The sequence below is a fragment of the Patescibacteria group bacterium genome (assembly GCA_041662965.1).
GTDB lineage: Bacteria > Patescibacteriota > Patescibacteriia > Patescibacteriales > GWC2-42-12 > JACPHD01.
This window is the reverse complement of record JBAZRI010000003.1, coordinates 73,165-88,747: the sequence shown is the minus strand read 5'-3', so window position 1 is coordinate 88,747 and position 15,583 is coordinate 73,165. Positions and strand designations below refer to the sequence as shown.

13 protein-coding genes are annotated in these 15,583 nt (G+C 40.0%); all 13 read left to right on the top strand.

Translation table 11 applies throughout. The features are described 5' to 3' along the window. The first annotated feature begins 52 nt into the window (after positions 1–52). The 13 genes from WC639_02640 (at position 53) to murE (ending at position 15,106) form a co-directional block, all read left to right on the top strand. Positions 53–235, top strand: a complete 183-nt coding sequence (locus WC639_02640; GenBank protein MFA6306675.1) for a hypothetical protein — start codon at positions 53–55, stop codon at positions 233–235. 62 nt (positions 236–297) lie between these two features. After that, complete coding sequence (locus tag WC639_02635) at positions 298–594, top strand: hypothetical protein (GenBank protein MFA6306674.1); 297 nt, start codon at positions 298–300, stop codon at positions 592–594. Between the two features lie 15 nt (positions 595–609). Next, positions 610–1,806: a hypothetical protein gene (locus WC639_02630; protein ID MFA6306673.1), complete on the top strand. Its 1,197-nt coding sequence runs from the start codon at positions 610–612 to the stop codon at positions 1,804–1,806. A gap of 98 nt (positions 1,807–1,904) precedes the next feature. After that, positions 1,905–4,046, top strand: coding sequence for an ATP-binding protein (locus tag WC639_02625; GenBank protein MFA6306672.1), 2,142 nt, complete (start codon positions 1,905–1,907; stop codon positions 4,044–4,046). An 86-nt stretch (positions 4,047–4,132) separates the two neighbouring features. Continuing rightward, on the top strand, positions 4,133–5,104 hold the full coding sequence (locus WC639_02620; protein MFA6306671.1) for a hypothetical protein: 972 nt from the start codon (positions 4,133–4,135) through the stop codon (positions 5,102–5,104). Positions 5,105–5,298: 194 nt separating this feature from the next. After that, positions 5,299–5,718, top strand: a complete 420-nt coding sequence (locus WC639_02615) for a hypothetical protein (protein MFA6306670.1) — start codon at positions 5,299–5,301, stop codon at positions 5,716–5,718. 129 nt (positions 5,719–5,847) lie between these two features. Further along, positions 5,848–7,104, top strand: a complete 1,257-nt coding sequence (locus tag WC639_02610) for a S1 RNA-binding domain-containing protein (GenBank protein ID MFA6306669.1) — start codon at positions 5,848–5,850, stop codon at positions 7,102–7,104. Positions 7,105–7,345: 241 nt separating this feature from the next. Further along, the gene (locus tag WC639_02605) at positions 7,346–8,752 is read left to right on the top strand and encodes a glycine--tRNA ligase (GenBank protein MFA6306668.1); all 1,407 of its coding nucleotides are present in this window, start codon (positions 7,346–7,348) and stop codon (positions 8,750–8,752) included. A 107-nt stretch (positions 8,753–8,859) separates the two neighbouring features. Next, the gene (gene ftsH, locus WC639_02600) at positions 8,860–10,692 is read left to right on the top strand and encodes an ATP-dependent zinc metalloprotease FtsH (GenBank protein ID MFA6306667.1); all 1,833 of its coding nucleotides are present in this window, start codon (positions 8,860–8,862) and stop codon (positions 10,690–10,692) included. 200 nt (positions 10,693–10,892) lie between these two features. After that, positions 10,893–11,876 (top strand): hypothetical protein, encoded by a 984-nt coding sequence (locus WC639_02595; GenBank protein MFA6306666.1) that lies wholly within the window; start codon positions 10,893–10,895, stop codon positions 11,874–11,876. A gap of 103 nt (positions 11,877–11,979) precedes the next feature. Further along, positions 11,980–12,558, top strand: a complete 579-nt coding sequence (ruvA, locus tag WC639_02590; GenBank protein ID MFA6306665.1) for a Holliday junction branch migration protein RuvA — start codon at positions 11,980–11,982, stop codon at positions 12,556–12,558. A gap of 120 nt (positions 12,559–12,678) precedes the next feature. Further along, on the top strand, positions 12,679–13,650 hold the full coding sequence (locus tag WC639_02585; GenBank protein ID MFA6306664.1) for a peptidoglycan bridge formation glycyltransferase FemA/FemB family protein: 972 nt from the start codon (positions 12,679–12,681) through the stop codon (positions 13,648–13,650). A 25-nt stretch (positions 13,651–13,675) separates the two neighbouring features. After that, positions 13,676–15,106 (top strand): UDP-N-acetylmuramyl-tripeptide synthetase, encoded by a 1,431-nt coding sequence (murE, locus tag WC639_02580; GenBank protein MFA6306663.1) that lies wholly within the window; start codon positions 13,676–13,678, stop codon positions 15,104–15,106. Positions 15,107–15,583 lie beyond the last annotated feature (477 nt).

Below are 15,583 nucleotides of genomic sequence, written 5' to 3'. Positions count from 1 at the left end.
TTAGGGTGAAAATATAAATAAACAAACTTCAAAAAGAAAAGAGGAGAATAAAATGAAAAAGAGCAATCCAATTTATTGGTTTATTGTTGTTGTAGTCTGGCTAGGGCTGTTATTTTTAGCAGTAGCAAGCGGTGCTTTGTGGCTGTTTGTAAAGTTGCCGAAGCTAATAAAGGAAAAAATAGCGGAAAGATATATCGGCACACCGAATTTACCGGTTGGCAGATGCAGAAGTTAATAAAAAATAAACCACCTCCTTTTCGGCGGTGGAAAAATTCTGAAAAAAATGGAGGTAGAAACATGTGGGAAAACTTGATAGGCCTAGTAGATTATATTTTGACTTCGTGGGTAATGAGAATTCTTTTTATTATCTGGATGGCGGAGTTGGTAATTATCGTCTGCTATTATGTAAGCGTTTTAATTCTAAAGATAGCTGAAGAGTTAGCAGATATTTGGGAAGAGGAAATTACAATAATCAAAAACTTTTTACGGTATCCGCTGATGTTTTTGCGCAGCTTAGGCGTTCTTGTCGGCTGCCAGCTTTATGGTTTTATTAAAGGTCCGCGGAAGTTCTTCCGCGAGGGGCCGATTAATTAAAGGGAGGTGAATTGCATGTTGCTAGTCAACGAAAATTTGAAGACAGAGAGTGCGAGCTTCGTTGACATTAAAAACGGGGCCATAATTATTCAGGAGGTTTTTAATGACCCTCTGGAGACAGGAAATAAAAACAGGTATCAGACGGTAGAATGCTTGATTTATGTCGGTTGGCCGATATTGGCAACAGTGATTATTGGATTATTTTTTTCCAACCTTTCTTTAATCAGCCTTTTGTTCATTGGTAGTGCAATTCTATTATGGCCATACGTTAAGGGTTTAATAGGACTCGCGATCGCTAAAATCAGGCGAATTAAAGATCCGCGTCACACCATCCGGTCATCAAGTTTTTGGTTTGATGGATTTCTCTTTATCGGTTCGCCGATGCTGAGAGAAATACGTCAATACTCGGCCCTGTCTCGTTCGTTGGATGTTATTTATAACGCTTTCGAACGTTTTGGGATTAAGCCGGCTAAATTTTCCCAAGACTGGGAAAATAAAATTACGCCTTTTAGAATCGTCAACAAGCTAATTAAAACGTGGTCAATTTTCTGGGTCGGTATGCCGATTGCCCAGGACGTCAGATCTCGGCTAGAAATTATAGCCGATGAATATCGACGGACCATCAACAGATTGGCTGCCAAAAATCCGGGGAGAAAGATTTCCATATTAGAGGTCGCTGGGGGTCAACTTCAGGCCACTATGATGGGAATCAGACGAGCAATTGACGATGGGTCTAAATTTGAATACCACGTAGTATCGGTTGAGCCTGATTCATTATTTGCTCGTGAACGTGCTCGTGAATTGATAGGGATATTTAAACTCGATGAAAAGTGTTTTAAATTTATTAGTTCGAATGTCTCTACCAGTCGAGCTGAAAAATACCTATCAAATATTCTTTTCCAAAACGGAGTTCAATCAGAGCGCTTTAATATTATTACATGCATTGGCTTAGGGGATTACTACTATACCCCGAAACGTATTAAGGCTCTACTCGCGAGTTTCGGCATCAATGGCCATGCCAAAATTATTACGGCCAATATCGCTGATAACTTTATTGAGCGACCGTTTTTGCACATCCTAATTCAATGGCCGAAGATGAAATATCGCTCCGATAAAGAATGGAGGAATATTCTCTTCGAGGCTTATAAAGGAAGAGGAATTAGGGTTATTCAGACTCCGCATCGTATTTTTAACATTGCGGTGATCGAGTAGACTTACAGAGGGTGGATTATTATCTTCGGATAAAATTCCGCCCTCTTTTCTTATCTAAAAATAATAAATATGGTATAATAATTATATTATTTATTACTATGAGTTTTTACGCTATTTCGGCATTAATAAATGCTTTAACCAGTTTAATTTTAGGCGTAATTATTTTACGCAAAAAGAAATCTAATATAAATATTAGTTTTGTTTTATTTTGTTTTAGCGTAGCTTTTTGGAGCGTCGCTTATTTTTTATGGCAGGTTGCCGACAATTCTCAAAGCGCATTATTATGGTGTAAAATTTTAACAGTTTTTTCACTTTTTATTCCATTATTTTATTTAAGGTTTACTTTGTTTTATTTAGAAGCAGATAAAATATTATATAATAGAATTTTGTTATATGTTGGATATTTATTTGTTGTATTTTTAGCTTTTATATCACCTAGCGACTTATTAGTCGAAAGGATTTCTTCAAAATTATCTTTTAAATTTTGGCCTGTGGCGGGTAGTTTGTATTGGTTATTTTTATTAATGTTTTTTAGCTTCGTTGTTTATTCTGTAGTTTTGTTTATAGTTAATTATAAATATTCTATCGGGGCTAAAAGATTGCAAATTAAATTTTTGCTTCTAGGGACAGGCATAGGTTTTTTAGGCGGTTCAACAAATTTTTTTCTTTGGTATAATATACCGATTTTACCAATTGGAAATATTTTAGTATCATTGTACGTTATTTTAACCGCCTACGCCATTATCGCTCATCGCCTCATGGATATTAAATTGGTGATGCGGCGCTACTCGGTTTATTTATCTTCGTTAATTTCAATACTGCTAGCCGCGGTTGGCATAAAATATTTTTTTGACAGATATTTTACTCAATATTCCGACTGGGCGAATCTTTTTATGTTAATAGGGTCAATTTCTGTTTATCCGTCCATCAGACACCGTTTTTACCGCCTGGCCAATAAATATTTTTTCTCTTCGTTATACGATAGCAGTGAAGTAATCGCCACGCTATCGGAAAAACTGCGCTCCACTTTAGAGGCGGAAAAAATTTACGGCTATATTTTTGACACCTTGTCCAGCGCTTTCCATGCCAAAGCCATCGGCATTTTAACTTACAGTGAGAAAACCAAGAAATATATCATAAATTACAATAACGGCTTTAACACGGGCGGACAGCAAGAATTTGATGAGGATAAAAAATTAAATGAAATTTATATAAAGAGAAACCGAACTATTATTACCGATGACATAAAAACGCAATTTAAAAATAATAAAACTTTAGGCATACTGCTTAAATTAGGGGTTGAGATATTAACCCCCTTAAACGTTAAAGATAAAACCATCGGCCTAATCGCTCTAGGCGCTAAAGAGTCGGGCGATATGTATAATGAAGAAGATTTAAAGGTTTTAGAAGTGGTCGGGGCGCAAACCGCCATTGCCCTAGAAAACGCCTTACTATACAAAGAAACCAAAAATTTCAGCGTTAAAATGGAAAAAGAAGTGGAAAAAGCCACGCGCGATTTAAGAAAAGCCAACATCCAGCTAAAAAAGCTTGACGCGGCCAAATCGGAATTTATTTCCATCGCTTCGCATCAACTGCGCACGCCGCTAACCGTGATTAAAGGCTATATTTCCATGATGCTAGAAGGCAATTTCGGCGCCTTAACCAAGCCGGAAACCGAATCTTTAGAAAAAGTTTTTTTATCCAACGAAAGGTTAATTCAGCTGGTGGAAAATCTGCTGAATATCTCCCGCATTGAATCCGGCCGCCTGCAGTTTGATTTCCAGGAAGTTGATTTAAACAAGATGGCCGAGAGCGTCGTAGAGGAATTATCCGGCAACGCCAAAAAGAAAAATTTGATTTTGCAATACAAGCCGCCGGCTAAGCCTCTGCCGCTTTTAAAAATTGACGAGGAAAAAATCAGGCAGGTAGTCATGAATTTGATTGATAACGGCATAAAATACACTAAGCAGGGCAGTGTGACGGTTAAGCTTGAACAGGCGGGAAATAAAATAAAATTTTGCGTGGCTGATTCGGGCATGGGCATTAGGCCGGAAGATATGGTAAATCTGTTTAAGAAATTTTCCCGCGGCACCGGCACGTCGCTGATCCATACCGAAGGCACAGGATTGGGTCTGTACGTGGCGCGCATGATGATTGAAGCGCACCACGGCAAGATCTGGGCCGAGTCGGACGGCGAAGGCAAGGGCAGTAGGTTTTGCTTTGAGTTGCCAACAAAATAGTATTAAGTATCCCGGAAACCATAATACTTGATACTTTATACATTATTTGCTATTCTATTAAGATAAATAATTTATAACTCAAAAACATGAAAAAACTAATACTATTAAGCTTGTTGTCGGTTTTATTGGTTAGCGGCTGTTCTTTAGCCATTCCTACGGCGAAAAATGTTAAGAAAACTCTTAACCCGGAAGAAGCCAAGGCCGCGGCGGAAAAGTTTATTAATGAAAATTTACTGCCGGCCGATACCAAGGCTACGGTTAAAAGCGCGGTTTTAGAAGGAGATGTTTATAATATTGAATTGGATGTCAGCGGCCAAAAATATAATTCGTACATGACCAAAGACGGGGGGAAATTTTTTCAATCAGGCATTGATATAGCGGCTTTCATCGAGGAAAAGGCGAAGCAAGCCGCCGCTCCGGCCGCCGATACTCAAGCCGCCGCTCCTACGGTTGTACCAAAAAGCGATAAGCCTTCTGTTGAATTATATGTATTTACTTATTGCCCTTACGGGACTCAATCTGAAAAAGGAATTATTCCCGCGGTAAAATTATTAGGAAGTAAAATTGATTTCAAAATAAGACAGATTGGGGCGATGCATGGAGAGCACGAAAAACTTGAAGCTCAAAGACAATTATGCATTGAGAAAAAATATCCTACAAAATTATTAGATTATGTTTTGGCTTTTGCGCTTGATTCCGGAATCGGATCATGCGGCTCTGACGCTCAATGTTCAGAACCATTAGTAAACGTGTTATATACTAAATACGGAATCAATAAATCGACGATAGACGCTTGCATAAAAACTGACAGCGTAAATTTATACGCGGCAGAAGAAGCAAACGCCCAATCTAAAAATATCGGCGGCAGCCCGACCTTAGTTATTAATGGCGTTCAATCTAGCGCCGGCAGAGATTCGGCCAGTTATTTAGCCGGTATTTGCGCGGCCTTTAATACTCCTCCGGCGGAATGTTCTCAGCAAGTATCGAGCGCGGCTCCGGCCGCGGGTTTTGGCGCGGCCGCGGCCGCGGCCGGCGGCGCGGCGGCCAGTTGCAATTAATATAATTTTTAGAAAAAAGGGCGCGTAATAGCGCTCTTTTTTATATTTTATTATTTTTTTCCGCAAATTTAAACCTAAATTTTTCTAGGCTCGCCTTTAAAATACAAATTATAATTATATTGATATTTTATTTGCCTAAAATTGGTAAAAAAGATAAAATATGAATAGATTATAGATATTGTTATTTTTTAATTATGCGCGAGCAAAATTATACTGTAAAATTTTTAATTTTATTTTTAGCGACCGGCGCCGGCATTTTCGCTATTTGGTACGCTTTAATGCGCGATGAAAGCGTTGATTGGCTAAGTTCGCAAATCGCCCATCAAGTTTCGCCTTACGTTATAGCCGAGACCGCAGACGGTTTGCTTATCAGCAATGTTTTAATGGGCTATGGCTTTGATTTGCCCGAAGGCTTTAAAACAATCGGCGCGAAAAATATTAGTTTTTATATGGAAGAAGCGGGTGAAAAAAAATGCGAGATTAAACATTATATTAAAAAGACCGGCGGCAAAATAAATATTGATAACTTGGTTTTTGAATTGGTAGATAAAGAAGAGAAAAATATTTGTAGAAAATATTTATTAGATATAAAAAATAGTCTGGTGTTTAATTGAAATGCTTGCAATTTTAAATTAATAGTGTATAATATAAAAACAAATTAAATAACGCCTATAATTAAGCCTTTAGTCAAGGCGGCTAAAGGACTTCTCTGCGAAGAGAGGTTAGGATAATTTTTTTATTTTATGACGGAAGAAACTAAGTTAAATAACGGGCAATCTGACGTTTCCAACGATGATTTTCAAAAATTATTGGACGCGGAAAACGCCAAGATTCCTCAAGTCGGAGAAATTATCAAGGGTACGGTTTTGTCCGCTTCAAAAGCCGAGGTTAAGCTTGATATTGACGGCATAGCTACCGGCGTGGTGCGCGGCCGCGAGCTTTATTTTGAAGCCGAAGAATACGCCAATTTAAAGCCGGGCGATGAAGTTGAAGCGACTATCGTTGAAGAGGAAAATGAAAACGGGGATTTAGAGCTGTCATTCAGGAGCGCCGGCCAGCAAAAAGCCTGGAGCGCTTTATTTGATGCTTATGAAAATAGAACCATATTGAAATTCAGAGTTCAAGACGCCAATAAAGGCGGCTTACTGGTAAGCTATGGCCAAATTCAGGGCTTTTTACCGGTGTCGCAATTAGCGCCGGAAAATTATCCGCGAGTTAACGGCGGCGATAAAGGCAGAATTTTAGACAAGTTAAAATCTTTCGTCGGCACTGACTTTGAAGTCAAAGTTATGACTTTGGACGAAAAAGACGAAAAATTAATTGTCAGCGAGAAAGAAGCTTGGCAAGAAAAGCAAAAAGACATAATTTCCAAATATAAAGTCGGCAGCGTGGTCGAAGGCGCGATTACGGCCTTAACCGACTTCGGAGTCTTCGTCAGCTTTGGCGAAAACTTAGAAGGCTTGATTCATATTTCCGAATTGGCTTGGCAGCGCATTGATGATCCGTCGGACTTATTTAAAGTCGGGGACAAAGTCAAGGCCGAAATAATTTCCATTGAAGGCTCAAAAATATTTTTATCAGCCAAGAAGCTTTTAACTGATCCTTGGCATGACGTGGAAAAGAAATATAAAGTCGGCCAGGTGGTTTCCGGCACTATCCTTAAAGTTAACCCGTTCGGCTTGTTCGTTGAGTTGGACCCGGATATCCACGGCTTAGCGCATATCAGCCAGATCGGCTTGGCCGCGGGGCAAAAAATCAGCGAGGCTTTTCACTCGGGAGAAAAACGGGATTTTACCATTGTTTCCATTGAGCCGAAAGATCACCGCTTAGGCTTGTCCGTTTCGGCCGAGGCCGAACAGCCTGCCGTAAAAAGTAAACATAAAGAAGATAAAAAAAACGAAGGCGAAAAAAAGGCTAAAACTAAAAAGGTGAAGAAAGAAAAGGCTGATGACGCGCCAGAGAAAAAGGACAAATCGGCGAAGAAGAAAAAGGAAAAATAAAATTTAAAAGCGCTTCTGAATTAGAGGCGCTTTTAAAATAGACTTAAGATATAAAAAAATGATATAATAAATTAAGCTATAGTTTAGCTAATAACAAATAATATTTGTCATTGCGAGCCATGTACTCATGGCGAAGCAATCTCTGGTAAAAATCAACGTATATGCCATTGAACCGGAGATTGCCGCGTCGCTCATTACGCTTCGCTTAATTCGCTCCTCGCAATGACAGGGAGTTAATAATATGGCAAATAAAAAGGATAACACAACATTGGAAAAAATCGCTTCTTTATGCAAGCGGCGGGGGTTTGTGTATCCGTCTTCGGAAATTTACGGCGGCTTGGCGGCGATTTATGATTATGGCCATTATGGAACGCTGTTAAAAAATAATATCCGTGATTCGTGGTGGAAAAGCATGATTCAAACGCGGGATGATGTTGTCGGCCTTGATAGCGCGATTTTTATGCATCCGACAACCTGGGTGGCTTCCGGGCACGTGGGCGGTTTTAATGATCCTCAAATTGACTGCAAAGATTGCAAAAACAGATTTAGGGCGGATCATTTGCTGAAAAATTACGGGATTGAAGCGGATAAAGCCACTTTAGAAGAAATTAATAAGCATTTGACCGAACTTCGGGAGAAGAAGAAGTTAAAATGCCCTAATTGCGGTTCGGATAAATTAACCGACGCGAAAATATTTTCGCTGATGGTGAAATCAAACATCGGTTCTCCGACCGAAGAGCTAAAAGAAGAAAATGTTGTGTATCTAAGGCCGGAAACTTGTGGCGGCATATATTTGGAATATAAAAATACGGTCGATTCACTCCATAAAAAACTGCCGTTCGGCATCGCCCAAGTTGGCAAGGCTTTCCGAAACGAAATTGTAGCGCGGCAATTTATTTTTCGGACGCGGGAATTTGAGCAAATGGAAATGCAATATTTTCTCCATCCCAGCATGATGAAAGAGAAATACGAAATGTGGAAAGATTTAAGATGGCAGTGGTATTTAGCCAATGGCATTCCGGCGGATAAAATAAAATGGTTTAAACACGAAAAACTGGCTCATTACGCTTCCGAGGCTTACGATATTGTGTACGATTTTAAAATATTCGGCGGATTTGACGAGGTTGAAGGAATCCACGCCAGAGGCAATTGGGATTTGAGCCAGCATGCAAAATTTTCCGGCGTTCCACTCAATTATACCGATGAAAAAACCGGCGAGAAATTTATTCCGCATATTATGGAAACATCAGTCGGACTCAATCGGCTACTTTTGATGTTCCTTGATTTTGCCTACTCTGAAGAAGAAGTTAAAGGCGAAATTAGAGTGGTTATGAAATTTCCTAAGCATTTGGCGCCAATTAAAATCGCCATCTTCCCGCTTTTAAAAAATAAGCCGGAACTGGTTAAAAAAGCCAAAGAGATTTATAAAAATTTAAAAATTAATTACATGTGCGAATTTGACGATCACGGCAATATCGGCAAGCGCTACCGCCGGCAGGATGAAATCGGCACGCCTTATTGCTTAACCGTTGATTTTGACAGTTTGGAAAAAGGCGACGTAACGGTGCGCGACCGCGATACTATGGAACAGGCGAGAGTTAAAATAGCTGATTTGGATAATTTTTTCAGGGATAAATTTTCCGCCTGATTGCCAGAAATGAGTAAATGCTATATAATTTATTAAATTAAGGAAGTGGATTCCCGCCTACCTACCGGGCAGGCAGGCCTACGCGGGAATGACAAACGGAAAAATAAATGAAAAATTTAATCAAAAACTTTTTAATATTTTTTACGGTATTTTTGCTGATTGCCGCGCTTTTCAGTTTTTTCGGCGGCGGCGGGCAAAAAGCCGAGCAAGTCGGAGTGGAGACTTTAATCGGCCAGATTAATAATCAGACGGTGGCCAAAATCGCCATTGTCGGCAATGAAATAAGAACGACTTTAAAGGATGGAAAAAGCCAAGTGGTAAAAAAAGAGCCGGGTGACACTTTTTCGCAGATTGTTAAAAATTATAATGTTGATCCGAGCAAATTAAACGGCCTATTGATTGAAGTGCAGGATAATCAAGGCTTGGATTTTTGGCTGGCAACGATTCTGCCGTTTTTAATTCCTTTTTTACTGATCAGCGTTTTTATTTATTTCATGATGCGCTCGGTCCAGGGCGCTAATTCCAAAGCTATGATGTTCGGCCAGTCCCAGGCCAGAGAAACCGGCCGGGAATTTAAAGGCAAGGTGACTTTTAAAGACGTGGCCGGGGCCAAAGAGGCTAAAGAAGAATTATCCGAGGTGGTTGAATTTTTAAAAAATCCTAAGAAATTTTCCGAGCTGGGAGCGCGCACGCCGCGCGGCGTTTTACTTTTGGGTTCACCGGGCACGGGTAAAACTTTGCTGGCCCGCGCGGTCGCCGGCGAGGCCAGCGTGCCGTTTTTTTCCATCTCCGGCTCCGAATTCGTGGAAATGTTCGTGGGCGTCGGCGCTTCGCGCGTCAGAGATTTATTCCGTAAAGCCAAAAAAAGCGCGCCTTGCATAATTTTTGTTGATGAAATTGACGCGGTCGGCCGCCGGCGCGGCGCCGGACTCGGCGGCTCGCATGACGAGCGCGAGCAGACTTTAAACCAGATTTTAGTGGAAATGGACGGCTTTGACGTGACTACTAACGTTATTGTTATCGCGGCCACTAACCGCCCCGACGTTTTAGATCCAGCGCTTCTGCGGCCCGGGCGCTTTGACCGCCGGGTTATTTTAGACGAGCCAGACCTGGCCGATCGCGAGGCGATTTTAAAGGTTCACTCCAAGAAAAAGCCGTTAGGCAAAGAAGTAAGCTTAAAGAGAGTGGCGGAAAGAACGCCGGGCTTTACGGGCGCGGATTTAGCCAATCTTTTAAATGAAGCCGCGATTTTAGCCGCCATGAAGAATAAAAAAATAATTGATTTGGAAGAAATTTTTTCTTCCATTGAAAAAGTCATGCTCGGTCCGGAAAGAAAATCAAGAATTTTGTCAGATAAAGAGAAAAAAATAACCGCCTACCACGAAGCCGGGCACGCCGTTGTCGCCCACTTTCTACTGCATAGCGATCCGGTGCAAAAGGTTTCCATTATCGCCCGCGGCCAAGCCGGCGGCTATACTTTAAAGCTGCCCTTAGAAGACAAACATATGTATTCTAAGACCGAGTATGTTGAAGAAATCGCCGTTTTGCTCGCCGGCTATATTACAGAAGAAGAGATTTTCGGCGAAGTTACCACCGGTGCCACATCTGATTTGCGCCGTGCCACTAATTTGGCCAGAAAATTGATTACCGATTTCGGCATGAGCGATACTTTAGGACCGCGCACTTACGGCGAAAAAGACGAGATGATATTTTTAGGCCGGGAAATTCATGAGCAGCGCGATTACAGCGAAAAAGTGGCCGAGCAGATTGATAAAGAAATATCCAATTTTATTGATAAGGCCGTGCATCAAGCCAAAGGCTTGGTTAAAGCCAAACGCGAAATTTTAGAAAAAGTCGTGGCCGAGCTGTTAGTTAAAGAGACTTTGGAAAAAGAGGAGTTTGAAAAAATTGTCGGCCCTAAGCTAAAAGAAGGAGAATAATTGTTAACAGCGGGCAAAGGCTTTGATTAGTGATTTTTTTTACTGCGCCTGCCGGCAGGCAGGGAACTCGTATTTGCTATGTGAGATTGCCGCGTCTCCTGATTACAGGCTTCTCGCAATGACAGGCGATATATCTTGTGGTATAATATAAGTATTAATAATTAAACCTCGCTTTAAAAGCGGTATTAGGAGGATTTTTTATGCCATTTTATAGAAATATTTTAAAACAGGCCTGGCAATTAACCTGGCGCAATAAATATCTCTGGTGGTTTGGCATTTTTGCCGCGCTCTTAGGCAATGGCGGAGAATTTGAAATTTTATTCAATAACTCGGGCGCCAACCCCGGGCAGGCTTTATTTCCGTCTTGGCAGAGGATTTTTTCTACCGGAATATTCAGCGGCCATACTCTTACTAATATCGGCAATTTATTAAAACAGGATACTTTAAATATGATTTTTGTTTTAATTACTTGCTTGATTGTTTTGGCTGTTTGCTTATTTTTAATTTGGCTGGTTATAGTTTCGCAGGCGGCCGTAGTTAATAATTCCGCCGCGGTTATTAAGCAAAAAAAGCATACTCTCCGGGACGGTTTTAATTCCGGAATTTTAAATTTTTGGCCGGTGCTGACTTTAAATATTATAATCAAAGCCATTATTTATATATTATTAGTGGCCGTCAGCCTGCCGGCGATTTTTTACCAAGGGAATTTTAACGCTAAACTTTTTTATATTTTTGCTTTAATTATTGTCGCGCCGGTGGCTATTATTTTATCTTTTATCATGAAATACGCCGTGGCTTACGCGGTTATCAATAAAAGCAAAGTTGTACCGGCGATTAAGCAAGGCTGGCGCCTGTTTAAGGAAAATTGGCTGATTAGCTTTGAGATGGCGATTATTTTATTTTTCATCAACCTGCTGGTCGGGTTGGCTATAGTTTTGGCGATTCTAATTTTAGCCGTGCCGTTTTTATTTTTAGGTTTGATATTTTACTATGCTTTTTCTTTAGTCGGCTCTTGGCTGATCGCTATTTTGGCTTTTGCCAGTTTTTTATTCATTGTTGTTTCGGCCGGAGCGGCTTTGGCGGTTTTCCAAATTTCTTCCTGGACCGGCTTGTTTTTGGAACTGGAAAAAAAGGGCGGAGTCAGCAAATTAGTCAGGGCGGTGAATAATATGGTGAAGGCGTAAGAAAATTTAGAAGATTATATATAAAAGAGCATGACGGTAGTCGTGCTCTTTTAAATTATTATAGATTGCATCTTTAAGCAATTTATGAGAAAATAAAGGTATTATGATCTCATATTTAAAAGGAAAAATTAAGCATAAAGGCCAGGGTTTTGTGATACTTGAAGTAAATAATATCGGTTATCAAGTTTTTATTTCGCCCTTGCTTTATGTTGACTTAAACCTTAATCAAGAGATTGAATTTTATACGTATCAGCAGGTGCGCGAAGACGCTTTGAATTTATACGGTTTTAAAAGTACGGCAGAGCTGGAATTATTTGAATTATTGCTTTCCATTTCCGGCATCGGCCCGAAATCGGCTTTAGGAGCTATGTCCATCGCCACAGTAGCGGATATTAAAGAATCAATCGGCCGCGGCGATCCGGCGCTCTTAACCAAGGTTTCCGGCATCGGCCGTAAAACCGCGGAAAGGGTGGTTTTAGAATTAAGAGAAAAAATCGGCAAATTAAATTTTGGCGATGGTCTGCCCGGCGGCAGCCAATTAGGCTCAAGCGACGAGATTGACGCGCTAATGGCTTTAGGCTATTCTCTTTCGCAAGCGCGGGAAGCTTTAAATAATGTTGACGCTAAAATTAAAGATTCGGGCGAAAGAATCAGGCAAGCTTTAAAAAAGTTAGGTAAATAAGCCTTTAAAAACTTTTTTAGAAAAAGTTTTTAATATTTTCAAAAAATATAATGTATCAAATATAAATTTTATAGCGGGCAAAGCCCTACGGCCATAAAATTTTTATTTGATAAATATAATATGCAAATAATCACTATCACAGACAAAAAACAGCTGAATGATTTTGTTAGCCGAGAGACTATGAGCCAGTTTTTGCAATCGTTTGAATGGGGGGAATTCCAGGGCAAGGCGGCCGGGAAAATTATCAGATTAGGCGTTTTGGAGAATAATGAATTGGCGGCCGCGGCCACTTTTGTCAAAAAAACCTTGCCCATGGGCAAGAGTTATTTTTTATGCCCGCGCGGGCCGATTATCGGGGCCAATCAGGATAAATTAAAAATTTTAAAAGAATTATTTGACGCGCTGAAAAAATTCGCGGAAAATGAAGATGTGATTTTCCTTCGCTTTGAGCCGGTTTTTAAGATTGATATCTCTCCGATAGAAATCCAGAAAACTCTTGATATTCAGCCAAGCAAAACCTTGATTTTAGATTTAACCAAATCGGAAGAAGAATTATTGAAAGAGATGCATCAGAAAACCAGGTATAATATAAAACTTGCGGCCAAAAAAGAAGTAAAAATGGTCGAAGCCGGGCCGGAGCGTTTTGATGATTTTTGGCGATTAATGAATTTAACCGGCGAGCGGGATAATTTTCGCCCGCACGGCATAGATTATTACAAAAAAATGCTGGAAGCGGACAGCGATTTTATAAAACTGTATTTTGCCGAATATAAGGGCAAGCCGTTAGTTACGGGTATTTTTTCTTATTTCGGCGATACGGTTTCTTATTTGCACGGCGCTTCGGCCGATCATGATCGCGAAGTCATGGCGCCTTATTTGCTTCATTGGCAAATAATTAAAGAAGTTAAAGCCGCGGGTTTCAAATATTATGATTTATGCGGCATTAATGAAAAAAGGTGGCCGGGAGTAACCAGATTTAAAAAAGGCTTTGGCGGCTTTGAGCATGATTATCCGGGAACGTTTGATTATATTTTTGATCAAAATTGGTACAGTATTTATAAAATGGTCAGGCAAGCCAGAAGAACGTTTTAATAAAATTTTAACTCGTCAGTAAATTATGGAACAATTACTGCACATAATTAAACAATATATACCCACAAAGTTATTTAAGGCCCTACAACCGGCCTATCATTTTTTATTAAGCCTGATTGCTTCTGCTTGGTACGGCTGGCCGTCAAATAAACTTATCGTTATCGGCGTAACCGGCACAACCGGTAAAACCACCAGCGTTTATTTAATCTCTAAAATGCTGGCTTCGGCCGGCTATAAAACCGGCTTTACCTCAACGGCTATTTTTAATGACGGCCGAAGCGAATGGCTGAATAACAAAAAAATGACCATGGCCGGCAGGTTTTTTACCCAAAAAATGCTAAAACAAATGGTAAAAAATAACTGCCAATACGCTATCGTTGAAACCACTTCGCAAGGCATTGAACAATTCCGCCACAAATTTATAAATTACGACATCTTAATTTTTACCGGCCTTTATCCCGAGCATATTGAAGCCCACGGCAGTTTTGCCAACTATAAGCAGGCTAAAGGCAAATTATTTTTTCATTTAAAACAAGGCAAAACAAAATATGCCGATGATAAAAAGCGAGTGGTTAAAACTGAAAATGGTTTTAAGAAAATAGAGTCTAACCGGGTTAAAAAAACCATTATCGCTAACGGCGATGACAAATATGCTGATTTCTTTTTGTCTTTTTGGGCTGAAGAAAAGTGGCAATATGCCAAAGGCGAATTAAAAGCCAAGCCGGCGGATGATAAAACGCAGATTGTAAAATATGGCAATATTGAATCAAGCCAAAATGGCGTGAGTTTTAAAGTAAAAGATGAGGCAGTAGTAAATTTAAAGCAATTGGGCGAATATAACGCGGCTAACGCCATGGCCGCGGTTTGTTTAGGGCTTAGCCAAGGGGTGGATTTGGAAAAAATAAAAATCGGTTTGGAAAAAATTGATGGCATTCCCGGCAGGCTGGAGCTGATAACCTCACCCCGCCCCTCTCCTTTTAAAGGAGAGGGGGGAAGCTTTACGGTTATAGTTGATTATGCTTTTGAGCCTGAGGCTTTAAAAAAAATATACGGCACTATTTTAAAATTAGAGCATAGTAAAATAATCCATGTAATAGGCTCTGCCGGGGGCGGGCGCGACGTTGCTAGGCGGCCGAAGCTCGGAGCCTTGGCCGGAGAAAAAGCCGATATAGTAATCGTAACCAACGAAGATCCTTACGACGACGATCCGAAATTAATTATTGATCAGGTGGCGGTCGGAGCGAAAAACGCCGGCAAAAAAGAAAATGAAAATTTATTTAAAATTGAAGATCGGCGCGCGGCTATTAAAAAAGCTTTGTCTTTGGCCGGCGAAGGCGATATGGTTTTAATTACCGGCAAAGGCTGCGAGCAGGCTATTTGCGGGCCCGAAGGCGTAAAAATTCCTTGGGATGACAGGGAGGTGGTGAAGGAGGAATTGAAGGAGTTGGAAAAATAAAAATAACAATTTTATATTTTATAACACTAATTTGAAAAATTATTTCCTTCGTGTCTAACCTGTGGATAATTATGCCCTCCAGTATGTTGATATAATAAAAAAATTATGTATTATGGCTAAAATTAAAGTAAATTAAATAGGCTTGCGTAATTTTATAAAATTTAAACCGAAAACCCTTGACAAGCCTAATGATTGTTGTTAGTATTTAATAAGTTTTCAACAAGCTAAAAATTGATACATAATAAAACTCATTCTACGTCCCCGGTTATATGGGGATGACAGAATAAAAACTCAACGGCTCCGTCAAAGCAGTAACAAGCAGGATGGAAAGGTATAAACTGGCCGTTTTTTTGTTATCAAAAAGATAAAATCCCCTTAACCCCCTTTGTTCAAAGGGGGCGATAAAATATCCTGTTCATATTTTAAAACTAAAATAAGTGAAGACTTATCTCATTAATTAAATATTCCGCGTTAACT

What these genes read in the sequence shown, in the direction of transcription:
- WC639_02640 (MFA6306675.1), top strand. Translation starts at nt 53, where the DNA reads ATGAAAAAGAGCAATCCAATTTATTGGTTTATTGTTGTTGTAGTCTGG.
- WC639_02635 (MFA6306674.1), top strand. Translation starts at nt 298, where the DNA reads ATGTGGGAAAACTTGATAGGCCTAGTAGATTATATTTTGACTTCGTGG.
- WC639_02630 (MFA6306673.1), top strand. Translation starts at nt 610, where the DNA reads ATGTTGCTAGTCAACGAAAATTTGAAGACAGAGAGTGCGAGCTTCGTT.
- WC639_02625 (MFA6306672.1), top strand. Translation starts at nt 1,905, where the DNA reads ATGAGTTTTTACGCTATTTCGGCATTAATAAATGCTTTAACCAGTTTA.
- WC639_02620 (MFA6306671.1), top strand. Translation starts at nt 4,133, where the DNA reads ATGAAAAAACTAATACTATTAAGCTTGTTGTCGGTTTTATTGGTTAGC.
- WC639_02615 (MFA6306670.1), top strand. Translation starts at nt 5,299, where the DNA reads ATGCGCGAGCAAAATTATACTGTAAAATTTTTAATTTTATTTTTAGCG.
- WC639_02610 (MFA6306669.1), top strand. Translation starts at nt 5,848, where the DNA reads ATGACGGAAGAAACTAAGTTAAATAACGGGCAATCTGACGTTTCCAAC.
- WC639_02605 (MFA6306668.1), top strand. Translation starts at nt 7,346, where the DNA reads ATGGCAAATAAAAAGGATAACACAACATTGGAAAAAATCGCTTCTTTA.
- ftsH (MFA6306667.1), top strand. Translation starts at nt 8,860, where the DNA reads ATGAAAAATTTAATCAAAAACTTTTTAATATTTTTTACGGTATTTTTG.
- WC639_02595 (MFA6306666.1), top strand. Translation starts at nt 10,893, where the DNA reads ATGCCATTTTATAGAAATATTTTAAAACAGGCCTGGCAATTAACCTGG.
- ruvA (MFA6306665.1), top strand. Translation starts at nt 11,980, where the DNA reads ATGATCTCATATTTAAAAGGAAAAATTAAGCATAAAGGCCAGGGTTTT.
- WC639_02585 (MFA6306664.1), top strand. Translation starts at nt 12,679, where the DNA reads ATGCAAATAATCACTATCACAGACAAAAAACAGCTGAATGATTTTGTT.
- murE (MFA6306663.1), top strand. Translation starts at nt 13,676, where the DNA reads ATGGAACAATTACTGCACATAATTAAACAATATATACCCACAAAGTTA.